The following is a 24,107-nucleotide window of genomic DNA, read 5'->3' as shown; positions in this document are numbered from 1 at the left end:
TATTTTAGTAAAGAATACCATTAGCATGAGCCAGAATTTAATCATACGAAGTTCTATAACCGTAGCAATCTGCCTGCTTTTTGGGTTTATAGCTTCGTTGGCCACGCAAACCGGAATTACAGATTGGTACTCGCAGCTGGACAAACCATCATTCAATCCGCCGGAGTGGATTTTTGGGCCAGTCTGGCTACTTATGTACATTCTTATGGGCATCGCCGCCGGGATTGTTTGGCACAAAGGTTTTTACCATAAATGGGTAAAAGTGGCGCTTTACCACTTTGGGTTTCAATTATTACTAAATGCTTCATGGTCCATTTTATTTTTTGGACTCCATCAGCCTTTATTGGCTTTACTCGACATAATTGCACTTTTTATCCTGGTGCTTATTACTATAAAATGGTTTAAAATTATAAGTGACCGTGCGGCTTACTTAATGGTTCCCTATGCCGTTTGGGTACTTTTTGCTGCGATAATTAATTTTGAAATCTGGAGGCTTAATTAAGTTTTAGAAGTCATTGCTTTTGCAGCGAGAAAGCCTCCCGTCCATGCATTCTGAAAATTAAAGCCTCCCGTAACCGCATCAATATTTAAAACTTCGCCTGCAAAAAACAGGTTATTGTGAAGCTTACTTTCAAAGGTTTTAAAATTTACTTCTTTAAGATCGATCCCGCCGGCAGTCACAAATTCTTCTTTAAATGTACTTTTACCATTTACTTCAAAAACAGCGGTAGTAAGCTGCTGCGAAAGCCCAACCAGCTCCTCTTTATTAAGGTCTGCCCAGGTCGCGGCAGGTTCTATGTTGGCGGCAATCACCAGGTTTTGCCATAATCGCTTCGGAAGTTCAAATTGGGCATTTTTTAGCACCTGCTGCTTTGCAAGTTCAAATTTTATAGCTTTCATTTTCTCTAGAATTTCTTCGGAAGAAAATCCGGGTAACCAATTTACCTCAACTTTAAAATTGTAATCCAGGTCATGAAGTTCCCGTGCCCCCCAAGCCGATAATCGCAAAATTGCAGGTCCGCTCAATCCCCAGTGTGTTATCAAAACGGGACCTTCATCCTGAAGTTTTCCTCCCTGCACTTTAACTTCGGCATGTGTGGAAATTCCCGGAAGATCAGCAATTCTTTTGTCCTTAATATTGAAAGTAAAAAGTGAGGGAACCGCGGGTGAAATGCTATGACCGAGCTTTTCCAGAAGTTTCCAGATCTTTGGATTACTTCCCGTGGCTATAAGAACCTTAGAGGCCGATAATGTGCTTTTTTGAGTGCCGACTTCCCAGAGTGAATCTTTCCACATAATTGCTTTTACAGCTTCGCTTTTGTGAACCTGAATTTTGAGCCTTCCAGCTTCTGATAAAAAGCAGTTGATAATCGTCTCTGAAGTATCTGAAACCGGAAACATCCTCCCATCTTCCTCTATTTTCAGCTTAATACCCCTTTCTTCGAACCAGGCGATCGTATCTCCCGTCATAAACTGATGAAAAGGCCCACGGAGTTCCTTTTCTCCCCGCGGATAATTTTTCACCAGCTCTTTCGGAAGAAATTCGGCGTGAGTAACATTGCAGCGGCCACCGCCGGAAATCCGTACTTTAGAGAGTACTTCTTTTCCACGTTCCAAAATGGCAATTTTCGACCCGGGATTCATTTCTGCAGCATTTATAGCCGCAAAAAAACCCGCGGCCCCTCCTCCAATTATTAAAATATCATACTGCATACTCAGTTATCAGTTATCAGTTATCAGTTATCAGTTATCAGTTATCAGTTATCAGTTATCAGTTATCAGTTATCAGTTATCAGTTATCAGTTATCAGTTATCAGTTATCAGTTATCAGTTATCAGTTATCAGTTCGATTGCTCGCCAAAGGCTCGCAATCTTTTAGAAAAATCTCTCAATTTTTCCCATATTTAGGCTTTTTTTTCACTTTTAACTTTTCCTTTTAACTTTAAACATTGAACCTTTACTAACCTATCCGGATAATCTGAAATAATCCCGTCGACACCAAATTCCTGCATCCTGGCAATAGCATCGGGTTCGTTTACCGTCCAGACAATCACTTTAAAACCTGCTTTTTTTGTTTGCAGGATCTTATCTTTCGTCACAATTCCTATAGAAGGATGGATGGCCAACGCATTTAATTCTTTCCCGATTTTAATAGCTTCGGAAATACTCGCTTTACTTAAAACGCCTATCGGAATCTTTTCGCTGAATTTCCTGGCTTCAAAAAGTTCGTTTACCTGAAAACTTGAAATAATAAAGTCCGAATAATTCCAGTTTCTATTTTCAACATAATCCTGAACAATTTTGCAGGTAGCTTCAGCCGTGTTTGAACCTTTCAGCTCAATATTTATCGCAGATTTTCCTTCGATTAAATCCAGCACTTCAGTCAGCAACGGAATCTTATAAGCTCCCGCTACTTTCAGCTCTTTCAGCGTACTCCAATCCTTATTGGCAATTTCACCACTGCCATTAGTAGTTCGGTCTAGCGTGAAATCATGAATCACCACAATTTCCCCGGAATTGCACCTGTGCACGTCAATTTCAATCATGTCAACCCCAAAATCCAGCGCCAGCTGAATACTTTCGAGCGTATTTTCGGCTAAATGCCCTTTAGCACCTCGATGTCCGATTTTTAATACTGAATCCATTCCGCAAAGGTATTCAATTAGCTTCTAAATAAAAGAAACTGAAGTTCCTGAATCTGCCACCGATGTTTTAGAAAGACTTAGTACCGCTTAACATTTTTTTTGGTGGAACACTTCTTAAATTCGGGTTTAGCTTTGGAGAGAAATTTAAGAGAAGGTCGAAAATTGGAAAATATCGACCTGCTCTTAAAAAAGGCATGTTGCTATAATTCAGAATAAAATTAAAAATATGACACAATCAACAAATTTCCCCGAACAGGATCAATCTCAGCCGGGAGATCAGCATAAAATGAATCCCGAGCCAAAAATTATCAGGGACAATTACAAAGGAAGCGAAAAACTGAAAGGAAAAACAGCTTTTATTACTGGCGGTGACAGCGGAATTGGCCGTAGTGTTGCCGTACACTTTGCCCGGGAAGGTGCTGATGTTGCCATTGTTTACCTCGCAGAAGATGAGGACGCTCTTAAAACCAAAAAAATGGTGGAAGACGAGGGGCAAAAATGTTTAATTATTGAAGGCGACCTTAAAGATGAATCCTTCTGCAAAAAAGCTTTACAAAAGTGCGTTTCAGAATTTAAAAAGCTGGATATCCTTGTGAACAATGCCGCGGTGCAATTTCCGAAGAGTAACATAGAAGATGTTTCCACAGCGCAGATAAAGGAAACTTTTGAAACGAATATTTATCCGTACTTTTTTATAGCAAAAGAAGCGGTTAAGCATCTTAAAGAGAACGACTGCGTGATAAATACCACCTCTGTCACTTCTTATCGCGGCAGTAGTCACCTGCTGGATTATTCCAGTACCAAGGGTGCCATTACCACTTTTACCAGGTCGCTTTCACAAATGCTGGTAGATAAAAAAATAAGGGTAAATGCTGTTGCGCCGGGGCCAATCTGGACTCCGTTAATTCCCTCAACCTTCGACGATGTAAAGGACTTCGGAAAAAAGGTTCCGATGGGCAGGGCCGGACAGCCTTCTGAAGTCGCACCGGCTTACGTGTTTTTAGCTTCAGAAGACAGCAGCTATATGACGGGTCAGGTCATCCATATTAACGGAGGTGAGCAAATTGGAGGATAATTTTTCTTTGTTGTAACTTGATAGAAATTTAAACTGATGGAAGAATGGTTCGGCAGCTCCTGGGAATCACTGGTAGCAATATGTATAACTGCAGTTGGTATTTATGGAGCAGTAATTATTTTTACCCGCATTGCTGGAAAACGTAGTTTTTCCAAGATGTCCAGTTTCGATTTTGCCATGACGGTGGCTGTCGGGTCCATCATTGCCTCGACGCTCTTGACGACTTCTGTTCCGCTTATCCAGGGAATTGTTGGGTTGGCTGCGATTTATTCATTGCAAATTTCTGTTGCTTTCCTGCGGAGATTTAAGGTGGTAAGCAATCATGTAGATAACTCTCCTTTGCTGCTGATGGACGGAAAGCAAATTCTTCAGGACAACCTTAAAAAAGCCAGGGTAACTGAAGGTGATTTACGTTCAAAATTAAGAGAAGCAAATGTGCTTAATCTATCACAGGTAAGGGCAGTAATTTTTGAGACTACCGGGGATATTTCTGTATTGCACAGTCAGGACGAAAATGAGGTTTTTGAAGACTGGCTTATTAAGGACGTAAAGCGAAAATAATTTGGAGTGGACTGATGTTTTAGGAATCGTAGCCGGGATTTGCACAACAGCTTCGGTGATCCCACAGATACGCAAAGCCTGGAAAACGAAAGAAGTAGACGACGTCTCACCGGGAATGTTTGCCACCTTAATGCTTGGTGTTGGACTTTGGGTGATTTACGGAATAACACAAGATGATTTGCCGATAATTGTAACAAATGGTGCTTCGCTTGCATTAAATTCGTTTATGCTCTACCTGATGCTTCGATATCGGAAAAAGAAGAAGTAAGTTTAAACTGAGACAAGAAGCGAGAGACAGGAAACATAAAAAATTTTAAAACGGATTTCCTTTAATTCTTCATTCCTTGACCGGGCCTGTGAAATACACCTCCCTTACAACTACACTCATTCTCGGACTCCCGTTAAAAGTAACGGTAATCGCCAAAAACTTAACGGCAAAGGTTTTTAGGAGTTAATCTTCCATAAATAAGCACTAATAAATTCTTAAAGACTTTTCAATTTTCAGTTTAACAATTAAATTTAGCAAAAGTTCAATTTTATGTTGGTGAAAAAGGAAAAAATAGAAAAAAATCCACCTGTTACTGATAATTCTGAAAAGGATCTGGAAAAAGATTTTCATGATTTTATAATTGCAGACGATCATCCATGCGTGATGGCTCAAACGGTTTTTAGTATGGACCATGTAGATTTTCATGCCTATAATAATTTTGGCTCAAAAGAGGCGGCAAAAGAAATTCTTGAAGATTTGAAAAAATATATTGCAAAATATGACTTCGAATCGAACGATTTCTTCACTTTTCTTGCAGCCTTTAAAGGCAATGAATCATACACCGAAGAGGAATTCGAAAAACTTCTCTGGCAGCAACTAAATTTTCTTCACAAAGTAGATGATACCGCCTGGGATAAAAACGTAAGTGACGATCCAGAGGATGGAAACTTTAGCTTTAGCCTTGGAGGAAGGGCATTTTATATTGTGGGGCTTCACCCCAACAGTTCCAGGATGGCGAGACAAACGCCTTATCCGGCAATAGCCTTTAATTTACACTGGCAGTTTGAGAAACTCCGGGAAATGGGCACTTACCACACGGTAAGAAATAAAATTAGAGAACGCGACAGCGAGCTACAGGGAAGTATTAATCCAATGCTGCGTGATTTTGGTGTAAACAGCGAAGCCAGGCAATATAGTGGAAGAAAGGTTGGAGAAGAGTGGAAATGTCCTTTTCTTAACAGCAAAAATTAAAACATGTACCAGCGGGACAGTTACAAAAAACGTGACAAAAAATATATTTACAAGTTTATAAAAGCACATCCTTTTGCCACTTTTGTCCTGAAGGGCGAACGATTATTAGCCACTCATATCCCTGTGCTTATAGAGGGTAATGAAGATGATTTTCTTCTTTATGCCCATATTGCTTATAACAGTGAACAATATCAATATTTAAAGGATGGCGCTGAAGCTTTGATGATCTTCCAGGGAGCTCATGGCTATGTTTCATCTTCGTGGTATAAAGATACAGATATTAGTACCTGGGATTATTCTGCCGTACATGTAAATGTAACCCTAAAACTTCAGACAAATCAGGAACTGGAAGAGTCCCTGGAAAAGCTGGTAGCACATTTTGAAAAGGATCAGAAAAATCCTGTTTTTTATAAAGATCTGCCAAAAAAGATGCTTCAGGATCATTTGCCTTTGATTACAGGTTTCTGGTGTGAGCCGGTAAAAATTGAGGCTATTGCCAAACTTCACCAGGGTTTTGAAAAAGACGATCTAAAGTCGGTTACCAAACACCTCCAGGAAAGCGGCGATCCTGTTAACCTTCAGCTGAAAAAAGATATCGAAAAGGAAAATAAGATGAGCTAATAAAAAAACCGGAACGATGGCAGAAAAAGGATTATTGGAAAAATATCACGAGAAGCGGGATTTTGATATTTCTTCGGAACCCTTCGGAAGCGAAAATTCTGAAGGAGGTACAAAAAAGCCAATTTTCGTTATTCAGAAGCACGACGCATCAAATTTGCACTATGATTTCCGGTTGCTGGTGAGCGGAGTTTTAAAAAGCTGGGCTGTACCCAAAGGCCCGTCTACCGATCCCGATGAGAAAAGACTTGCGATAAGAACTGAAGATCATCCGCTAGAATATGCTGATTTTGAAGGCGGAATTCCCGAAGATCAGTACGGCGGTGGAACGGTGATGGTTTGGGACGCCGGCACCTATAAATCCCAAAAAACAGATAAAAAGGGAAATTCCATTCCCATGGAAAAACAACTGGAGAAAGGTCGTGCTACTGTTATTCTTGAAGGCAAGAAACTAAAAGGTGCATATTCGCTTATCCGATTAAAGAAGGGCAAAACCGAAAACTGGCTGCTCAAGAAGGTGAAAGACTCCGATGCAGATGCGCGTAGAAATCCCACGAGTACAGAGAAGAATTCTGTACTTACCGGAAGAAGCATGGAAGAAATCAGGAAAGACTCTGAAAAAAATGGCTGAAGAAACGTACAAAGGAGAGCACCAATTCGGGATTAGCAGCCGGGATAAAGTTTATTTCCCGAAGTCCGGAGTTACTAAAGGGGAAATAATCGATTATTATGAAAAGATTTCTGAAGTTATGCTACCCCATCTTCAGGATCGTCCAATAACAATGTTAAGATTTCCCAACGGAATTGAAGACCAGAAGTTTTTTCAGAAAGATGCGCCCGATTATTTTCCTGAATGGATAGAAACTTTAGAAATAGAAAAACAGGAAGGCGGAACCACAAATTACGTGATCTGCAATAATACCGCAACCCTGGTTTATCTGGCGAATCAGGCTTGCATTACTCCGCATATCTGGCTGAGCAAAAAGGATAAACCAGAGTATCCCGACAGGATGATTTTTGATCTCGATCCTTCCAGAGATGACTTTTCCGAAGTTAAAACTGCAGCAAAAAGAATCAGCAGTTTACTGGAAAAGCAGCTAAAGCTTCCGGTTTTTCTAATGACCACCGGCTCAAAGGGTTTGCATATAGTTGTTCCGCTGAAACCTGAAGAGAACTTTGATGAAGTAAGGGATTTTGCCCAGGAAATTGCGGGATATTTGGAAGGTCAGTTTCCGGAAGACTATACTACCGCAATAAGAAAGAACAAACGGGAAAATAAAATATTTCTGGATGTGGCGCGAAACGGATTTGGCCAAACCACGGTCGCTCCTTACGCCGTACGACCAATAGAAGGCGCTCCCATCGCAACTCCTATAGATTGGGACGAATTAAATTCGTTAGATTCTGCTCAAAAATATAATTTAAAAAATATCTTTAGAGACTGGCCAGGAAAGAAGATCCATGGTCGAAAATTGCCAAAAAAGCGACCACCCTTAAATCTGCAAAAAAAACCTTCAGCGAATTGCTGATAGAAAAAAATAAAAAAACGAATGACTAAAGTAATTGAAAAACAAACCGGGGCAGCCTTCAGAATAAAAAAAGGACAGCGACTTAAAGTTACAGATCCCGAAGGCCAGCAGGTTAGTGATATGGTATTATTTAATGCTGAAGATAAGCGCGAAAAGATTTCCAGCGGAAAAACCCTCGATTTTGAAGAAAGTATTCTTATTTCCAGCGGAAATTTCCTCTGGAGTAACCGAAGCCGGAAAATGATGGAAATCCTGGAGGACACCAACGGTAGAAATGACTTTTTACTGGCTCCCTGCAGCCCTGAAACGTTCCAGATCATGTACAATAATCCCGATTATCATCCCAGTTGCTTCGAAAATCTTTACACGAACCTTCGCCAGTTCGATATCGAACCAGATGATGTCCCTACTGCCTTTAATATCTTTATGAATGTTCAGTTTGATAAGAACGGGAAATTAAGCGTAGATCCTCCTTTAAGCAAGGCCGGGGATTTTGTTCTGTTTGAAGCAAAAATGGATCTTATCGTGGCCCTCACTGCCTGCTCTGCAGAAGACAGCAACAACGGAAGTTTTAAGCCCATCCATTACGAAGTAACCGATTAAGCTTTTTCGGCATCAATGCCGATAATTGACATTTTTGAAGGTTAGCTTTTTGAGGCATAGCAACTAAAATTAAGGAAGCTTCAGGGGATTAAAGAACCTGAAGCTTAAAGTTTGCGACAGCGCCCAAAATGGATAAAAGCAAGTTTTATTAATCGACTTAGCGAATTCTATTTTTGGTAAGAAATCCTGTAGATTATTCCGTTTTGGTCATCAGAAAATAATACCGAACCATCCTGAAGTTCCACCAATCCAACAGGACGCCCAAATCTGGCAGTTCCTTCTTCAGTTAAAAATCCTGTAATAAAGTCTTCGGATTGTGATGCCTCTCCATTTTCGAAATCCACGGTCATCAATTTATATCCAGAAGCCGGTTTACGATTCCATGAACCATGAAAAGTCAGTAAAGCTTTATTCCTGTATTCTGAAGGAAACATATCTCCACGGTAGAAAATAAAGTCCATTGGAGCACTGTGGGCTGTAAATAACATTTGTGGAAAGGTGGTTTCCTTTGCATATTCTTCCCATGACAAATTGTTTGGTGGCTCATCAGATTTGTTGGCTTTTCCGTCTTCATAAACATACGGCCAACCGTAATTCCCACCTTCTTCAATTTTATTTAATTCTTCTTTTTGATCATCATCACCCAGCCAGTCTATTCCATGATCCATTCCAAAAAGAGCTCCACTTTCCGGATGCCAGTCAAACCCAATAGTATTCCGAAGTCCTTTTGCAAATATTGTTCTTTCGCCGGTTTCAGGATCTACACGCAGCATTGTGGCATTTTCTTCGCGGGTTTCGGGGCAGGCATTACAGGTACTTCCCACAGAAACAAATAATTCGCCATTTGGTGCAAAGCGGATTGTGCGGTTAGGATGCTGCCCGCCATCAGGCAAATTCTCTACAAATTTCTCCAGTTCACCTATAGAACCGTCATTATTAATTTCAGCTTTAAAAATATCGTTTACGGTAATAAGGTAAAATGTATTGTCTTTAATGGCAATACCATGGGCTCCTTCTTTAGTCACTACAGTTTCCTGGAATTCTGCCTTACCATCTTTATCGGCATCTTTAAACATCATCACATCACCTGCCCTACGGGTTACATATACATTTCCCGCTTCACTAACGGCAAGCATTCTTGGTTCGCCTAAACCTTCAGCAAATTTCGTGATCTTAAAACCTTCGGGTTTGGAGAGGGAATTAATTCGGGATTCTGTAGCTTCCTTTCTTTCGGGCTTATAGATGTGCCCTACTTTTTCTTCTGAAATTACACCTTTGTCCTGCGCCTGGATTAAAGCTGTACAAAGAATGGCAAGTAGTAAAATAATTTTTTTCATTGGTAGTATTTCTTGTAGCTGATTAAAAAGCTGAAGTTAAAACATCCTCCTGCTAAATACCGTTAATGCCGGGTTAAGGAGATTATAAAAATTTAGAACCAGTTAAACACCATCGCTGCTTAAAAGTTATAATAACCTTGATCTAAATATTATATTTGGATAATCTATTATTGAATTATAATTATGACCTTCAATTCTTCTGAAGCGTTCTCTCAAAAGAAAACCGCACTTCTTCTTAAGACATTAATCCTCCTTGATCTGGTTTTTGTGGCTAACCACCTTTTAAATTTTTATACGCACTATCTTAGTAACCCCCTATTTTCCTTAAAGGAGGATATGGGTTATGCTGAAATTTATGGCTATTTTAAATGGCTGGGAATTGTAATTTTACTCATTTCCCTCTCTAAAAATCTGGATAACCGTAGATACCTTAGCTGGGGTTTATTGTTTGCTTACCTGCTTTGCGATGACGCCTTTTCCATACATGAGAAACTAGGTTACCACATAAGTACTTTTCTGGAGATCACCTTCCTGGGGCTAAATCAACAGGATTCTGGAGAGCTTGTTTTTTTTGCAGTTATCGGCACTATTATTACAGGCTGGCTGCTTTACAATTATATTATGGGCGGGAAAATTTTTAGAAAATTTTCAATACATCTCTTTCTTTTATTTGCCGTTCTTATTTTTTTTGGAGTTTGTGTAGATATCACCGGAACCCTACTTAGGCCATATCCAGGTATTTATCCTTTAGTAGGGATCATTGAAGATGGAGGGGAATTAGTTACAGCAAGTTTTATTCTCGTCTATATATTTTCCTGGCTGCCTTCTAATTATCTATTGGTTCCTATGTAACCAAATAATTTAGGAATAACAGTATATTCGTTATTATACAGTTATAAATAAAGCATTTCATTCCGCCCCTAAATATAAAAAAACCCTACAAACTTAGCGTCTGTAGGGTTTCGTAAAATTTATTTGTGGGTGATACTGGGTTCGAACCAGTGACCCCTACCTTGTCGAGGTAGTGCTCTGAACCAACTGAGCTAATCACCCTTTATTTTAACCAAAAAAGGCTCCCGAAATCGGAAGCCTTTACTTGTTGTGGGCGCGAAGGGATTCGAACCCCTGACCCCTTGGGTGTAAACCAAGTGCTCTGAACCAACTGAGCTACGCGCCCTTATTCTTGATTGCGGATGCAAATATAGGCTACTTTTTCAATTCACCAAAACAATTTCTTTAAAAATTTAAATTATTTCTGCGACAGTAAAATTACTACCTCCCACAAAAATCAGATCCTCATCTAAAGCCAGCTCCAGAGCGGCTTCGTAAGCATCTGTAACCGAATTATATACTCTCCCTTCCAGGGAAAATTCCTTCGCTTTTTCCTGTAAAATTTCAGCTTCAAGTCCTCTTGGAACATCCGGTTTACAAAAGTAAAAAACTGCATTATCCGGAAATAACGGCAGCACTTTAGCTAAGTCTTTATCGTTTACAACACCCACAACAATGTGTAATTGATTAAATATTTCTTTTCTAATTTGAGTAAACACCACCTTAAGTCCTTCTTCATTATGTGCAGTGTCCAGAATAACTTTCGGCTTTTGCTGTAAAACATCCCATCTTCCGCGGAGTCCTGTGTTTAATTTTACATGCGACAGGCCTCTTAAAACAGCTGCATCAGGAATCTTCCAGCCCTTCTCCTTAAGAACCTTAATTACCGCGAGGACAGATCTTAAATTCTTTTTCTGATAATTGCCCTTTAAATCTATTTCGTACTTCGGAAACTTAAAATCTTCAGCAAAAAATAACTCCGACTGCTTTTCTTCTGCTATAGAAAAAAACACCTGCTGAGTCTCTTTTTCCCTTTCTCCAATTACCACCGGAATATTTTTTTTAATGACCCCGGCCTTTTCACCTGCAATCTCTGCTTTAGTTGTCCCCAGAAAAGCTGTATGATCCAGGCCTATGTTGGTGATAAGGGAAATTTCCGGAGTAATAATATTGGTAGAATCCAGTCTTCCTCCCATCCCTACCTCAACAACAGCAATATCTACCTGTTGCCGCGCGAAACATTCAAAAGCCATTCCCACAGTCATTTCAAAAAAAGAGAGTTGGTTTTCCTCCAGAAAGTTCTGATTTTCCTCAATAAAACGAACCACTTCTTCCTGATCAATCAGATCTCCGTTAATTTTGATGCGTTCCCGAAAATCCTTTAGATGTGGCGAAGTGTAAAGGCCTACTTTGTATCCGGCCTCCTGAAAAACAGATGCGAGCATATGGCTGCTGGAACCTTTTCCATTGGTCCCGGCAACATGAACAGATTTGAATTTCTTTTCAGGGTTGCCTAAATGATCCGAAAGTTTAAGCGTGTTGGTAAGATCTTTTTTAAAAGCCGATTTCCCTATGCGCTGGTACATCGGCAACTGCCGAAACATCCACTCAACAGTTTCGTTATAGGTCTTCACTTATTCAGATAATTGGAAATCGTATATAATAGTACCAACCTGTTTTGGAGGCGCCTCCTGATCACTGTTAAACCGGGTTGCCAAAGCGGCTTCCCTGGCTGGATTCATCAGGCACGGATGACTGTTCGTAGTCCCCTGCTTTCCGGGGTCTGCACTAATAACTCTACCAGATCGATCTACTTCTATTCTCACCACGACCTTTCCTGATTCATTACAATCTGGGGTAATCTTTGCTTTATTCTCGGCTCTTCTACCTCCCAGGCGGTAATTCCCATCCCCATCGAGACCTGTGCCGCTGCCGTAAAATTTACTGGCATTAGGATCTCCGTTGGGATCCCCTTTATCCCCGGCAACATTATCATTTCCCTGGCCTCCGGTTTGTGTTCCATCCCTTTCCGGACCGTTGAAAATGCTGTTCATCGCATTGGTGGTAGACTCGTCTGGTTTTGGTTCCGGTTTTTTAGGTGGTTCTTTCTCCTTTGGTTTTTCTACTGGTGGAGTTTCTACCGGAGTAGTAATTTTTTTCTTCTTCTCCTCTATTACCGGTGCCTCCTCAATATCCTGAGTTACCACTTCTTCCTTTATTTCAGGTTCCGGAGGAGTTACCTGCGGACTCGAAGTTTGGGGAGCGGACTTCACAGGCTCTGTTGGCTGCTCGGTTCCCGAACCAACCTCAGATGTACCAAAATTAATGGCGATCCCATTTTCCGGTGGCGGATCCAGGTAAGTGAATCCGAAGAAAAGCAATAGCAATATCAACAACACGTGCAGGATCACCGTGATCGTCAGGGACTTCTTTTCGTGTTTTGTGTTTAACATTGCCATTTTATTCAGGTTTTACCGCCAATACGATTTTATAACTGTTTCTATTTGCAATATCCATTACATTTACAGCTTTCTCTATAGGAACGCCTTCTTCAGCTCTTAAAATAATGGTGGGATTCTCTTCTCCCGAAAGCCTGGTTTTCAGAATACTCTCCAAAGAGCTTTGGCTAATCCTCTCGTCATTTATATAAAACTGAAGATCTTTAGTAATACTTACCGCCAGTGTTTGTTTACTGGTTGTTTTGCCTTTCGCTTTTGGCAGGATAAGGTCTAAAGCTTCAGGAGTTATTACCGGCGAGGTTAGCATGAAGAATATCAATAACAGAAAAACAATATCTGTCATTGAGCTCATACTAAACTCGGGACTAATTTTATTTCTTCCTCTTAAATTCATATTAAGCAGGTTCGTTTAAAAGATCCAGAAAGTCTACCGCTGTAGCTTCCATCTGGTGTACAACTTTATCTGTTTTCACCACAAGATGGTTGTAGCCTATATAAGCAATAATACCTACAATAAGACCGGCAACTGTTGTTGTCATCGCAGTATAAATACCTTCTGCCAGTGCTCCCATTTGTGCTTGTCCGCTACTGGTAGCCAGTTCATGAAAAGCAATTACCATACCTATTACTGTTCCAAGGAACCCTATCATAGGTGCTGCTCCTGCAATTGTTGCGAGGATACTCACGTTCTTTTCAAGCTTATAAACTTCCAGCCTTCCTGCATTTTCAATGGCCGTGTTAATATCTTCCAACGGACTTCCAATTCTGGAAATTCCCTTTGCAGTTAAGCGCGCCACCGGAGAGTCCGTCTGTGAACAGCGCATCTTAGCTGCCTTTATATTGCCGTTAAGTACATTATCTTTTATCTGCAACATGAAATTTTTATCTACCTCGCTTGCAGATTTAATTGCAAAGAGCCTTTCAAAGTAAATATATACTGCAACAAAAAGAAGAACAAAAAGGATCACAATGATTACGGTACCTGCAAGGCCTCCGCTAAACATTAAATCAAATAACGAAAGGGTTTTTTCTTCTACTATCGGTTCTGCTTCCTGCATTGCATCTGCAACACCGTCCTGCTGAAAAAAGTTTAACATACTATTTAATTAGGTTTTTTAATGTAACGTGATAAAAGAAATTTAATTGCCGCCAAATTTAGCAAAATTAAAGGCAGCTTCTAATATTTTAAAGGAGAGTACCAACAATTCTTGTCAACAGTTCATTTATTGTTCTAAACTAATTGCTTTAGAGCAACTTCAAAAGCGGTTTTACTGATATTTTTCCTGCTGCTATTATTGTCGAATGTATTCTGAATGGCATTTTTTATGGTCATGGAAGTATCATTAAAAATTGCTTCATCTGTCATCTGCACCCGGCGTTCCATAAAATAGGCGAAAACACGGGCCATTCCGCAATTTGAAATAAAATCGGGAATTACACTTACCCGCTCATCGGCATATTCCATAATTGGACCAAAGAAAATTTCCTTGTCGGCAAAAGGAACATTTGCCCCACAGGAAATTACTTCCAGCCGGGAATTGATCATCCTTGTTATTTGATCTTTGGTAATTAACCTTGAAGCGGCACAAGGCGCGAAAATTTCAGCTTCCAGGTTCCAGATCCTGTTATTTATTTCTTCAAAAGAGATAAGCTCCGGATGCCTCAGCACATTTCCGTCTTTTGTCAAATACAATTCTTTAATCTCTTCAAAACTGAATCCGTTTTCGTTTATAAGGCCACCAACCCGGTCTATAATCCCGACAATCTTCACGCCCATTTGCGAGAGGTAATAAGCAGCGGCAGAACCTACATTTCCAAATCCCTGAACGACTGCCTTTTTTTGGCAAATATCGCCCCCGTATATTTTATAGTAGTGATTTACCGCTTCAGCAACCCCAAAACCTGTAATCATATCTGCAACCGTATATTTCCTGCTAACATCTGGTGAAAACCGAACATTTTCAAGAACTTTGATTACTCCCTGTCGCAATTGACCTATTCTGTTTATTTTATCTGCTTCCGAAGGTCGAAAATGGCCATTAAAGACACCCTCCTGTGGATGCCACACTCCGCAATCTTCAGTAATCGGGATAACTTCATGTATCTCATCCACATTCAAATCCCCTCCTGTGCCGTAATAACTTTTTAGTAGCGGGGAGACTACTTTATACCAACGTTCGAGCACTCCTTTTTTACGTGGATCTTTAGGATCAAAGTTTATACCCGACTTGGCACCGCCAATAGCAGGTCCTGAAACGGTAAATTTCACTTCCATGGTCTTTGCCAGGGATAAAACCTCATTAAGATCCAGTCCCAGGCGCATTCTGGTACCTCCACCCGCAGCTCCACCGCGCAGCGAGTTGATCACCACCCAACCTTCAGCATCTGTTTCTGAATCTTTCCAGTTGAACACGATTTCAGGCTCTTTGCTTTCATAAACTTTTAGTAATTCTTTCATTGTGGGATTTTTATTCGATACCAATTTACTTTTTTAAAAGAAATTCCGAATCTTACTCTATGGATTATATATTCTTCCGGAAGAATGATCTTTTTCCGCTCCGGTGACAGATTTTAATACGTTATTTTCACCTCTCAAACGCAATGCCCCTAAAAAGGCAAATATCAACGCCTCCTTAAAATTTATAAGCGCTTCGGAAGGAAGAACAAATTCGGCATTGGAGATCTTTTTAAGTTCATCAATCAGAAAATCGTTAAACGCTCCTCCTCCTGTAACCAAAACCTTAACTCCTTCGGAATATTTTACAACTTCGGAAATTTGAAAAGCCACGTGTTTGCTGTACGTGTGAATCAAGGAAGGAATATGATCTTCATATTGCTTCAGAAGCGGAAATACTTCTGAATTAACCCATTCCATTCCAAGAGATTTTGGTGGTTTTTCAGAATAGAAACTAAGACGGTTCAATTCATTAAAAAGCTCTTCTTTAAACTCTCCTGAAGCTGCTATTTTACCACCTTCGTCATATTCCATATCCAGTTTTTGAGCATAAAAATTCAAAACAGTATTTACCGCACAAATGTCATAAGCGATTCTCTGATTATTCACTTCCGTAGAAATATTCGCAAACCCACCAAGGTTTAGACAAAAATCAAATTCCGGAAAAAGTAAGCGATCACCAATAGGTACGAGAGGTGCACCCTGGCCACCTAATTCCACATCCTGAACCCGGAAATCACATACCACAGTATGGCCAGTCAACTCGGCTAATTGCCGATAATTGCCAATTTGGAGGGTATACCTTTTTTGGGGCTCATGCTTGATGGTGTGCCCATGACTGCAAATGGCATCTAGACCTTCAACTTTATTCTTTTCGATAAAATTATTGAGAACCTCTGCAAGATAACTGGTGTATTCAAGGTTCAACTCTTGAAGATCTGCTTCAGAAAAATTTATAGCTTCACTTAGTTTTTTCTTCCAATAAGGTGTATATTGAATAGTTTCAGCCTTCAGAATTTTATAATTGATTTTTTCATGGAAACTGAATTCCACAACGGCGACATCGATCCCATCTAAAGAGGTGCCGGACATGACTCCTAGCAATTTGTAATCCGATTTTTTCATATTCGTAAAAATACTCAATGTTATGAGAAAAATAATATCAAAAAGTTATCTTTGAGTATTAAAAATGATCTTTTCTTAAAAAAATTATATATGGATTTCCAATTAACAGAAGAACATCTTATGATTCGTGAGGCAGCGCGTGATTTTGCAAAAACAGAATTGCTGCCCGGCGTTATTGAGAGGGACGAAAAGCAGGAGTTTCCTAAAGAGCAGGTGAAAAAGATGGGCGAACTTGGCTTCCTCGGGATGATGGCTTCCCCTGAATACGGCGGCGGCGGTATGGATACGATAGCCTATGTTCTTGCCATGGAAGAAATTTCAAAAATAGATGCATCTGCTTCTGTGGTTATGTCGGTAAATAATTCATTGGTCTGCTGGGGCCTGGACACCTTCGGATCTAAGGAACAAAAAGAAAAATATCTCTCAAAGCTGACAACAGGAGAAGCTCTCGGGGCTTTCTGCCTATCAGAACCCGAAGCAGGTAGTGATGCCACCTCCCAAAAAACAACAGCCATTGAAAAAGGTGATCACTATATCCTCAACGGAACAAAAAACTGGATCACCAACGGAAATTCTGCCGATGTTTACATTGTTATTGCTCAAACCGATCGTGAAAAAAAGCATAAAGGAATTAACGCTTTTATAGTTGAAAAAGGCTCTGAAGGATTTGAAATAGGTCCAAAGGAAAATAAACTCGGAATTAGAGGAAGTGATACACATTCACTAAACTTTAACGACGTAAAAGTACCTAAGGAGAACAGGATTGGAGAAGATGGTTTCGGTTTTAAATTTGCTATGAAAACGTTATCTGGCGGGAGAATTGGCATTGCAGCCCAGGCTCTTGGGATCGCTTCGGGCGCTTACGAACTTGCAAAAAAGTATTCCAAACAAAGAAAATCTTTTGGAACCGAAATTTGTAATCATCAGGCCATTGCTTTTAAAATTGCAGATATGCATACGAGCATAGAAGCTGCACGGCACCTGGTGATGAAAGCAGCCTGGGACAAAGACAACGGAAATAATTATGATTTATCCGGTGCTATGGCCAAACTCTTTGCTTCCAAAACAGCAATGGATGTATCTGTGGAAGCGGTTCAGGTTCATGGTGGAAATGGTTATGTAAAAGAATACCACGTAGAGCGACTTATGCGGGATGCGAAAATAACACAGATATACGAAGGCACTTCAGAAATTCAAAAAATTGTGATTTCGCGCAGTATCCTTCGTGATTAAACAATTCAGTAATTAAAATTCTCCCGCTTTGCAACCATTCATTTGGTCGTAAAGCGGGAAACTTTTTACCAGAAATTTCAGGAGAAGCAAGTGGAATAGATCGTGCGAATCAACGCTATTTCTTCAAAAACAGTTATTTTTTCTTTCCGAAATTATTATGAAAAGTTTATGAATCTCATAACACGAGGCTTCTATAAATATCAAATTATCATTTAATTGGATTTTAATTCCATATACAGAATTTCTTATTTTGTTTTAGTCACTTCTCTTTATTTTCTTTACTTAATTAGATATTTTTGTAATATTAATTTAAGGAAGGACGGATATGACACCAAAAAAACAGGGACTCTACTCCCCAGAGTTTGAGCGCGATAATTGCGGAGCAGGATTTATATGTAATTTAAAGGGGAAGCGTACAAATGATATTATACACAAAGCCCTTGATATACTTATTAGGCTTGAACACAGGGGCGCAGTAAGTGCAGATGGCAAAACAGGTGACGGGGCAGGTATACTTATAGAAATACCACACGATTTTTTTAAGAAAGTTTGTGATTTTGATTTACCCGAATTTAAGGCTTATGCTGTAGGGATGACTTTCCTGCCAAAATCTGTAAATCAACAGAGAATATGTAAGGAGATTTTTGAAAAGGAAATTACCCGCCAGGGATTAAGCATCCTTGGATGGAGAAAAGTTCCGGTTGATCGCAATTGCCTTGGTAGTATTGCTACTTTATCTGAACCAACTGTAGAACAGATTTTTATTGGTAAAGGAGAAGAAATTTCCCCGGAAATTTTTAATGCGAAACTTTATGCTGCAAGAAAAATTGCAGAACACAAAATATACAAATCCGGACTGGCGGAAGCAGAATATTTCTACTTATCCAGTATGTCTACCAATACTATTATTTATAAGGGGCTTCTAATGCCTCAGGATATTAACACTTATTACCAGGATCTAAACGATCCAGACCTGGTAACCAAACTTGCTTTGGTACACCAACGTTTCTCCACTAACACTTTCCCTACCTGGGATTTGGCCCAGCCGTTCAGGTATATGTGCCACAACGGTGAAATTAATACCTTACGTGGAAATGTAAGTCGAATGAAAGCAAGGGAAGAGCTTTTTGAAAGTGAAATTTTTGGTGATGATATAAAAGAAATTACCCCAATAGTGCTGGATGGAAAATCAGATTCCGCATCTATGGACATGGCCCTGGAATTACTGCTTCAAACCGGCAGATCTCTTCCGGAAGCTATTATGATGATGGTTCCTGAAGCATGGGAAAAAAACCCTTCTATGTCTGAAGACAAAAAGGCTTTTTATGAATACAACGCCTGTATTATGGAACCCTGGGATGGCCCTGCTTCTATTCCGTTTACAGATGGAAATTATATTGGAGCGCTACTGGACAGAAATGGATTGCGTCCTTCAAGATATACACTTACCAAAGATGGCTACGTAATCATGTCTTCAGAAACAGGAGTAATTGATATAAAGCCGGAAAATGTTGAGCTTCACGGACGTTTAGAACCGGGAAGAATGTTCCTTGTAGACATGAACGAAGGAAAAATTCTAGGTGATGAAGAAGTTAAAAGTAGTATTGTTTCTAAACTTCCGTACAAGAAATGGCTGGATAAAAACCTTCTTCCGTTAGCAGAAGTTCCTTATACAGGAAACAAGACTCCTGTAGAGAAAGAAGATTTTATTAAAAGACAAAAGCTCTTTGGATATACACTGGAGGATATTAGTACCATTATAACTCCAATGGCCACTGCAGGTAAGGAAGCAATTGGCTCTATGGGTGCAGATCTTCCGTTAGCTGTACTTTCTGAAAAGCCTCAGTTACTTTTTAATTACTTCAAACAGTTATTCGCCCAGGTTACCAATCCGCCTTTAGACGGAATCAGGGAAGAAATTGTAACAGACATTAGTCTTGCCATAGGTGCAGACAGGAATATTTTTGATATTATCCCGGAGAATTGCAAGAAACTGAGAATTCAGAATCCTGTAATCTCCAACGAAGATCTTGACAAGATCAAGTATATAGAACATCCCGATTTTCACACTGTTTCAATTTCAATTTTATATGAAGCAGAAAAAGGAATGAATGGGCTTGAAAAAAGATTGGATGAAATTATCCAGGAGATCAAGATTGCAGTAGATAGCGGCTGTAATGCTATTATTCTTTCAGACAGGAATGTTTCACCAGAATTGGCACCTATCCCTTCGCTGCTTGCATGTTCTTTTGTTCATCACAGTTTAAAGAAATATAAAAGAAGATCATCTTTCGGAATCATTATAGAATCTGCAGAGCCTCGGGAGCCGCATCATTTTGCACTACTTTTTGGTTACGGTGCAAGTGCTATTAACCCGTACATGGTTAATGAAATTATCTACAACCTTTCAGAATCCAAAACCATTCCGGTTGAAGATCCCGAAGTAGCAGTGCAGAATTTCAACAAAGCTATTGGAAAAGGTATTGTAAAAATTATGAATAAGATTGGAGTTTCTACGCTGCATTCTTATCGTGGATCACAGATTTTCGAAATTCTTGGTCTTAACGAGAAATTCGTAAATAAATATTTCACCAACACCCCAACAAGAATAGAGGGTATTGGACTTTATGAAGTTGAAAAAGAAATTCAGAAAAGATTTGATGCTGCTTTTAACCCTCCAAATACAGACATAGGTTTAAATCTTGAAATAGGAGGAGATTACCGCTGGAGGAGAAATGGAGAACGTCACATGTTTAATCCAACCAGCGTAGCAAAACTTCAGCAAGCCGTAAAGCAGAACAACCCGAAGAGTTATGAGGAGTATGCCACTTCTATAAACGAACAGACAGAAAGTCTTATGACCCTAAGGGGAATGTTTAAATTCCGCGATTTAAATCCTATTTCTATAGATGAAGTAGAACCATGGACAGAGATTGTTAAGCGTTTTAAAACCGGTGCAATGTCTTTTGGTTCTATTAGCAAAGAAGCACATGAGAACCTGGCAATCGCCATGAACCGGATGAAGGGAAAAAGTAATTCTGGTGAAGGTGGTGAAAACCCGGACAGATTTAATAAGGACCTTGATGGAAACTGGAGAAACAGTGCCATTAAGCAGGTTGCTTCAGGACGTTTTGGAGTTTCAATAAATTACCTGAGCAGTGCGCAGGAAATTCAGATAAAAATGGCACAGGGTGCTAAACCAGGAGAAGGTGGGCAACTACCGGGAGCCAAGGTTAACCCCGATATTGCGAAAACCCGAAACTCTACTCCTTATGTAGGTTTAATTTCCCCTCCACCTCACCACGATATTTATTCTATTGAAGATTTGGCACAGCTCATTTTCGACCTTAAAAATGCCAATCGTGAAGCAAGAATAAATGTGAAACTGGTTTCTAAAGTTGGCGTTGGTACAATTGCAGCGGGAGTTGCAAAAGCGAAAGCAGATGTGGTTCTTATCTCAGGATACGATGGTGGAACAGGAGCTTCTCCTTTGACTTCTTTAAGACACGCTGGACTTCCATGGGAATTAGGAATTGCCGAAGCTCAGCAAACTTTATTGCTAAATAACCTTAGGAACAGGATTGTTGTAGAATGTGACGGACAGTTGAAAACCGGAAGAGATGTTGCAATTGCATGTCTCCTTGGTGCAGAAGAGTTTGGATTTGCAACAGCTCCTCTTGTAGCTTCCGGGTGTATCATGATGCGTGCCTGTCACTTAAATACATGTCCTGTTGGTATCGCTACCCAGGATCCGGAACTACGGAAGAACTTTAAAGGAACTCCGGAGCATGTAATTAACTTCATGTACTTCGTTGCCCAGGAATTACGCCAGATCATGGCAGACTTTGGTTTCAGAACTATTAATGAAATGGTAGGGCAAAGCCAGAAGCTGGATATGAACAGGGCTATAGAACATTATAAAGCACAGGGAATAGATCTTTCAAAAATTCTCTACAAGCCTAAAATTGACGAAGATATGCCGCTGTACTGTACACAAAAGCAGGATCACAACCTGGAAAACGTTCTGGATTTCAAAATTCTGAACAAGGCACATCCGGCAATATACCGAAAAGAAAAAATGAGCCTGGACTTCCCGATTAGTAATATTAACCGTACTACAGGAGCAATATTAAGTAATGAAATCTCGAAAATTCATGGAGAGAACGGACTTCCATTAAATACGCTTACGCTCAATTTCACAGGATCTGCAGGACAAAGCTTTGGAGCTTTTGCTACAAAAGGTTTAACCCTCAATGTTATTGGAAACACCAATGACTACTTTGGGAAAGGTCTTTCAGGAGCTACATTATCAGTCAGAAAACCTAAGGAAGCTACTTTTAAATCTAACGAAAATGTCATTATTGGTAACGTTGCGCTTTATGGAGCAACAGGCGGGGAAGCTTATATTAACGGAATTGGCGGGGAGCGTTTCTGCGTAAGAAACTCTGGTGCCAAAGCGGTAATAGAAGGAATTGGAGATCACGGTTGTGAATATATGACAGGTGGTATAGCAGTTATCCTTGGTAGTATAGGTAGAAATTTTGCTGCCGGAATGAGTGGCGGGATTGCTTACTTATATAACCCAGATAATGTTCAGGACCCGAATAATTTCAATATGGAAATGGTAAATCTTGAAGAGCCTTCTGAAGAAAATAAGCAGGAATTACTTCAGCTTATCGAAAACCATTACCGATATACTGAAAGTGATTTTGCAAAAGAAATCCTGGACAATTGGGAAGAAAACCAAAACAAATTCATAAAAGTAATGCCCGAAGAATACAAACGGGCACTACAAATAATTGAAGAAGAAAAAATGAAGAAGAAGGAAAAAGAACTTAAAACGGCTTAGGAAATGGGAAAATTAAGAGGGTTTTTAGAATACGAAAGGGTCGAAGAGGAAACTTATGATATTCCGGAAAGAATTAAGAGTTATACAGAGTTTACAAAAGAAATTGATAACGAGGATCTAAATGAGCAGGGTGCACGCTGTATGGACTGCGGGATACCGTTTTGCCACAGTGGTTGCCCGGTAGGAAATCTTATTCCAGATTTTAACGATGCTGTTTATAAGAACGAGTGGAAAAGGGCGAACACAATCCTGCACAGTACCAATAACTTTCCCGAATTTACAGGACGTTTATGCCCCGCACCATGCGAATCTGCCTGCGTACTGGGAATAATAGAACCTCCTGTTGCCATAGAAATGATTGAAAAGTACATTCCGGAGAGAGGCTTTAAAGAAGGCTGGATCAAACCGGAACCCCCAACACACAGGACGGGGAAAACCGTTGCTGTAGTAGGATCTGGCCCTGCAGGTTTAGCCGCAGCACAGCAGTTAAACAGAGCGGGACATACTGTTACAGTTTTTGAAAGGGATAAAAAAGTTGGAGGATTATTACGATATGGTATTCCGGATTTTAAAATGGAAAAGCATATTATAGACAGACGACTGGAAGTTCTTAAAGCAGAAGGGATAGAGTTCCTGACAGACACTAATGTTGGTGTCAATTATGAAATCGAAAAACTAAAAGAATTCGATGCTATCGTACTTTGCGGTGGCGCGACTCAAAGAAGACCATTACCAATTCCAGGTGCAGATGCCGAAGGAGTTGTACAGGCAATGGAATTCCTAAAGAGAAATAATGAAGTAGTAGACGGTCTGGCCGAACCCATAGAAAGATTACATGCCGAAGGGAAGAATGTGATTGTAATTGGTGGTGGTGATACAGGATCTGATTGTGTTGGTACATCTAACCGTCACGGAGCAAAATCTGTGACCAATTTTGAAATTATGCCAATGCCTTCTAAAGATCGTACTGTAGAGAATCCTTGGCCATACTGGCCTTTCACCTTAAAAACAAGTTCTTCTCACGAAGAAGGAGTCGAAAGAAACTGGAGTATATCTACCAAAGAATTTGTAAAAGACAAAGAAGGAAAGCTAACAGCCCTTAAAACAGTAAAAATAGAGTGGGTAAAAGGTGAAAACGGAAGACCTAAACTTCAGGAAGTACCAAATTCAGAAAAAGAATGGCCATGTGACCTTGTATTATTGGCTTTAGGATTTACTGGACCAGAAAAAACGTTAAGCGAACAATTAGGTCTTGATCTGGATAACAGGACTAATATAAAAGGCGACGAAAGTTACCAAACTAACGTACCAAACGTTTTTGCTGCCGGTGATATGCGTAGAGGACAATCACTCATAGTCTGGGCAATTTCCGAAGGACGCGAAGCCGCATATAACGTAGATAAATTCCTAATGGGAAGCACCAAACTCCCTACAAAAGGAAAAGGGGATTTACCAGCGGTGTAAGCACAAAGACATTCTGCAATACATTGTAAAAGGATCAGTTAACCGCTGATCCTTTTTTCGTTTAGACAAATAAAAATGATTTG

Annotated in this window: 22 protein-coding genes and 2 tRNA genes; 13 read left to right on the top strand and 11 right to left on the bottom strand. The window is 40.0% G+C overall.

Translation table 11 applies throughout. The features are described from left to right. Nucleotides 1-25 precede the first annotated feature (25 nt). Nucleotides 26-502 (top strand): TspO/MBR family protein, encoded by a 477-nt coding sequence (locus RM549_RS17015; RefSeq protein ID WP_311687000.1) that lies wholly within the window; start codon nucleotides 26-28, stop codon nucleotides 500-502. Here the strand turns inward: RM549_RS17015 and RM549_RS17010 are convergent. Further along, on the bottom strand, nucleotides 499-1,713 hold the full coding sequence (locus RM549_RS17010; RefSeq protein WP_311686998.1) for a BaiN/RdsA family NAD(P)/FAD-dependent oxidoreductase: 1,215 nt from the start codon (nucleotides 1,711-1,713) through the stop codon (nucleotides 499-501). The genes RM549_RS17015 and RM549_RS17010 overlap by 4 nt on opposite strands. Nucleotides 1,714-1,904: 191 nt before the next feature. Further along, nucleotides 1,905-2,645, bottom strand: a complete 741-nt coding sequence (locus RM549_RS17005) for a glycerophosphodiester phosphodiesterase (RefSeq protein WP_311686996.1) — start codon at nucleotides 2,643-2,645, stop codon at nucleotides 1,905-1,907. 226 nt (nucleotides 2,646-2,871) lie between these two features. Between RM549_RS17005 and RM549_RS17000 the strand changes: the two genes are divergently transcribed. From RM549_RS17000 to RM549_RS16965, 8 genes are all read left to right on the top strand, one after another. Further along, entirely contained in the window at nucleotides 2,872-3,720 is an 849-nt protein-coding gene (locus RM549_RS17000) for an SDR family oxidoreductase (protein WP_311686994.1), read from the top strand. 36 nt (nucleotides 3,721-3,756) lie between these two features. After that, nucleotides 3,757-4,281: a DUF421 domain-containing protein gene (locus RM549_RS16995; protein ID WP_311686989.1), complete on the top strand. Its 525-nt coding sequence runs from the start codon at nucleotides 3,757-3,759 to the stop codon at nucleotides 4,279-4,281. A 1-nt stretch (nucleotide 4,282) separates the two neighbouring features. Then, nucleotides 4,283-4,549, top strand: coding sequence for a SemiSWEET family sugar transporter (locus RM549_RS16990; RefSeq protein ID WP_311686987.1), 267 nt, complete (start codon nucleotides 4,283-4,285; stop codon nucleotides 4,547-4,549). Between the two features lie 270 nt (nucleotides 4,550-4,819). Then, on the top strand, nucleotides 4,820-5,521 hold the full coding sequence (gene gntA, locus RM549_RS16985; protein ID WP_311686985.1) for a guanitoxin biosynthesis heme-dependent pre-guanitoxin N-hydroxylase GntA: 702 nt from the start codon (nucleotides 4,820-4,822) through the stop codon (nucleotides 5,519-5,521). Nucleotides 5,522-5,524: 3 nt separating this feature from the next. Next, a complete protein-coding gene (locus tag RM549_RS16980) occupies nucleotides 5,525-6,142 on the top strand; it encodes an FMN-binding negative transcriptional regulator (RefSeq protein ID WP_311686983.1) in 618 nt (205 codons plus the stop codon). Between the two features lie 16 nt (nucleotides 6,143-6,158). Beyond that, nucleotides 6,159-6,770, top strand: a complete 612-nt coding sequence (locus RM549_RS16975) for a DNA polymerase ligase N-terminal domain-containing protein (RefSeq protein ID WP_311686981.1) — start codon at nucleotides 6,159-6,161, stop codon at nucleotides 6,768-6,770. Next, nucleotides 6,763-7,668 (top strand): non-homologous end-joining DNA ligase, encoded by a 906-nt coding sequence (ligD, locus tag RM549_RS16970; RefSeq protein ID WP_311686979.1) that lies wholly within the window; start codon nucleotides 6,763-6,765, stop codon nucleotides 7,666-7,668. The genes RM549_RS16975 and ligD overlap by 8 nt, the downstream gene beginning before the upstream one ends. Nucleotides 7,669-7,689: 21 nt before the next feature. Then, on the top strand, nucleotides 7,690-8,271 hold the full coding sequence (locus RM549_RS16965; protein ID WP_311686977.1) for a DUF1989 domain-containing protein: 582 nt from the start codon (nucleotides 7,690-7,692) through the stop codon (nucleotides 8,269-8,271). 167 nt (nucleotides 8,272-8,438) lie between these two features. Here RM549_RS16965 and RM549_RS16960 read toward each other — a convergent pair whose 3' ends face one another. Beyond that, entirely contained in the window at nucleotides 8,439-9,608 is a 1,170-nt protein-coding gene (locus RM549_RS16960; protein WP_311686975.1) for a PQQ-dependent sugar dehydrogenase, read from the bottom strand. A gap of 183 nt (nucleotides 9,609-9,791) precedes the next feature. On the opposite strand from RM549_RS16960, the gene RM549_RS16955 reads away from it, so the two are divergent. Beyond that, on the top strand, nucleotides 9,792-10,460 hold the full coding sequence (locus RM549_RS16955) for a DUF8692 domain-containing protein (RefSeq protein ID WP_311686973.1): 669 nt from the start codon (nucleotides 9,792-9,794) through the stop codon (nucleotides 10,458-10,460). A gap of 126 nt (nucleotides 10,461-10,586) precedes the next feature. On the opposite strand, the gene RM549_RS16950 is transcribed toward RM549_RS16955, so the two are convergent. The 8 genes from RM549_RS16950 to RM549_RS16915 all read right to left on the bottom strand — a co-directional run bounded on the left by RM549_RS16950 (nucleotide 10,587) and on the right by RM549_RS16915 (nucleotide 16,478). Continuing rightward, nucleotides 10,587-10,661: transfer RNA gene (locus RM549_RS16950), tRNA-Val, on the bottom strand. 49 nt (nucleotides 10,662-10,710) lie between these two features. Beyond that, nucleotides 10,711-10,785: transfer RNA gene (locus RM549_RS16945), tRNA-Val, on the bottom strand. 67 nt (nucleotides 10,786-10,852) lie between these two features. Beyond that, nucleotides 10,853-12,073, bottom strand: coding sequence for a bifunctional folylpolyglutamate synthase/dihydrofolate synthase (locus tag RM549_RS16940; RefSeq protein ID WP_311686971.1), 1,221 nt, complete (start codon nucleotides 12,071-12,073; stop codon nucleotides 10,853-10,855). After that, nucleotides 12,074-12,898 (bottom strand): energy transducer TonB, encoded by an 825-nt coding sequence (locus RM549_RS16935; RefSeq protein WP_311686969.1) that lies wholly within the window; start codon nucleotides 12,896-12,898, stop codon nucleotides 12,074-12,076. It abuts the gene before it with no gap. Nucleotide 12,899: 1 nt separating this feature from the next. Further along, the gene (locus RM549_RS16930) at nucleotides 12,900-13,292 is read right to left on the bottom strand and encodes an ExbD/TolR family protein (protein ID WP_311686967.1); all 393 of its coding nucleotides are present in this window, start codon (nucleotides 13,290-13,292) and stop codon (nucleotides 12,900-12,902) included. A 1-nt stretch (nucleotide 13,293) separates the two neighbouring features. After that, nucleotides 13,294-13,995, bottom strand: a complete 702-nt coding sequence (locus RM549_RS16925) for a MotA/TolQ/ExbB proton channel family protein (protein ID WP_311686965.1) — start codon at nucleotides 13,993-13,995, stop codon at nucleotides 13,294-13,296. A 134-nt stretch (nucleotides 13,996-14,129) separates the two neighbouring features. Further along, complete coding sequence (locus RM549_RS16920) at nucleotides 14,130-15,356, bottom strand: Glu/Leu/Phe/Val dehydrogenase dimerization domain-containing protein (protein ID WP_311686960.1); 1,227 nt, start codon at nucleotides 15,354-15,356, stop codon at nucleotides 14,130-14,132. Between the two features lie 57 nt (nucleotides 15,357-15,413). Then, nucleotides 15,414-16,478, bottom strand: a complete 1,065-nt coding sequence (locus tag RM549_RS16915) for an anhydro-N-acetylmuramic acid kinase (RefSeq protein WP_311686959.1) — start codon at nucleotides 16,476-16,478, stop codon at nucleotides 15,414-15,416. Between the two features lie 90 nt (nucleotides 16,479-16,568). Between RM549_RS16915 and RM549_RS16910 the strand changes: the two genes are divergently transcribed. From RM549_RS16910 to RM549_RS16900, 3 genes are all read left to right on the top strand, one after another. Beyond that, the gene (locus RM549_RS16910) at nucleotides 16,569-17,711 is read left to right on the top strand and encodes an acyl-CoA dehydrogenase (RefSeq protein WP_311686958.1); all 1,143 of its coding nucleotides are present in this window, start codon (nucleotides 16,569-16,571) and stop codon (nucleotides 17,709-17,711) included. Between the two features lie 325 nt (nucleotides 17,712-18,036). Continuing rightward, nucleotides 18,037-22,560, top strand: a complete 4,524-nt coding sequence (gltB, locus tag RM549_RS16905) for a glutamate synthase large subunit (protein WP_311686957.1) — start codon at nucleotides 18,037-18,039, stop codon at nucleotides 22,558-22,560. A gap of 3 nt (nucleotides 22,561-22,563) precedes the next feature. Then, nucleotides 22,564-24,024, top strand: a complete 1,461-nt coding sequence (locus RM549_RS16900; protein ID WP_311686955.1) for a glutamate synthase subunit beta — start codon at nucleotides 22,564-22,566, stop codon at nucleotides 24,022-24,024. Nucleotides 24,025-24,107: the final 83 nt, after the last annotated feature.

The organism is Autumnicola patrickiae, assembly GCF_031846525.1.
Taxonomy (GTDB): domain Bacteria; phylum Bacteroidota; class Bacteroidia; order Flavobacteriales; family Flavobacteriaceae; genus Autumnicola; species Autumnicola patrickiae.
This window is presented reverse-complemented; position numbering and strand designations above follow the sequence as displayed.

What these genes read in the sequence shown, in the direction of transcription:
- RM549_RS17015 (WP_311687000.1), top strand. Translation starts at nt 26, where the DNA reads ATGAGCCAGAATTTAATCATACGAAGTTCTATAACCGTAGCAATCTGC.
- RM549_RS17010 (WP_311686998.1), bottom strand. Translation starts at nt 1,713, where the DNA reads ATGCAGTATGATATTTTAATAATTGGAGGAGGGGCCGCGGGTTTTTTT.
- RM549_RS17005 (WP_311686996.1), bottom strand. Translation starts at nt 2,645, where the DNA reads ATGGATTCAGTATTAAAAATCGGACATCGAGGTGCTAAAGGGCATTTA.
- RM549_RS17000 (WP_311686994.1), top strand. Translation starts at nt 2,872, where the DNA reads ATGACACAATCAACAAATTTCCCCGAACAGGATCAATCTCAGCCGGGA.
- RM549_RS16995 (WP_311686989.1), top strand. Translation starts at nt 3,757, where the DNA reads ATGGAAGAATGGTTCGGCAGCTCCTGGGAATCACTGGTAGCAATATGT.
- gntA (WP_311686985.1), top strand. Translation starts at nt 4,820, where the DNA reads ATGTTGGTGAAAAAGGAAAAAATAGAAAAAAATCCACCTGTTACTGAT.
- RM549_RS16980 (WP_311686983.1), top strand. Translation starts at nt 5,525, where the DNA reads ATGTACCAGCGGGACAGTTACAAAAAACGTGACAAAAAATATATTTAC.
- RM549_RS16975 (WP_311686981.1), top strand. Translation starts at nt 6,159, where the DNA reads ATGGCAGAAAAAGGATTATTGGAAAAATATCACGAGAAGCGGGATTTT.
- ligD (WP_311686979.1), top strand. Translation starts at nt 6,763, where the DNA reads ATGGCTGAAGAAACGTACAAAGGAGAGCACCAATTCGGGATTAGCAGC.
- RM549_RS16965 (WP_311686977.1), top strand. Translation starts at nt 7,690, where the DNA reads ATGACTAAAGTAATTGAAAAACAAACCGGGGCAGCCTTCAGAATAAAA.
- RM549_RS16960 (WP_311686975.1), bottom strand. Translation starts at nt 9,608, where the DNA reads ATGAAAAAAATTATTTTACTACTTGCCATTCTTTGTACAGCTTTAATC.
- RM549_RS16955 (WP_311686973.1), top strand. Translation starts at nt 9,792, where the DNA reads ATGACCTTCAATTCTTCTGAAGCGTTCTCTCAAAAGAAAACCGCACTT.
- RM549_RS16935 (WP_311686969.1), bottom strand. Translation starts at nt 12,898, where the DNA reads ATGGCAATGTTAAACACAAAACACGAAAAGAAGTCCCTGACGATCACG.
- RM549_RS16930 (WP_311686967.1), bottom strand. Translation starts at nt 13,292, where the DNA reads ATGAATTTAAGAGGAAGAAATAAAATTAGTCCCGAGTTTAGTATGAGC.
- RM549_RS16925 (WP_311686965.1), bottom strand. Translation starts at nt 13,995, where the DNA reads ATGTTAAACTTTTTTCAGCAGGACGGTGTTGCAGATGCAATGCAGGAA.
- RM549_RS16920 (WP_311686960.1), bottom strand. Translation starts at nt 15,356, where the DNA reads ATGAAAGAATTACTAAAAGTTTATGAAAGCAAAGAGCCTGAAATCGTG.
- RM549_RS16915 (WP_311686959.1), bottom strand. Translation starts at nt 16,478, where the DNA reads ATGAAAAAATCGGATTACAAATTGCTAGGAGTCATGTCCGGCACCTCT.
- RM549_RS16910 (WP_311686958.1), top strand. Translation starts at nt 16,569, where the DNA reads ATGGATTTCCAATTAACAGAAGAACATCTTATGATTCGTGAGGCAGCG.
- gltB (WP_311686957.1), top strand. Translation starts at nt 18,037, where the DNA reads ATGACACCAAAAAAACAGGGACTCTACTCCCCAGAGTTTGAGCGCGAT.
- RM549_RS16900 (WP_311686955.1), top strand. Translation starts at nt 22,564, where the DNA reads ATGGGAAAATTAAGAGGGTTTTTAGAATACGAAAGGGTCGAAGAGGAA.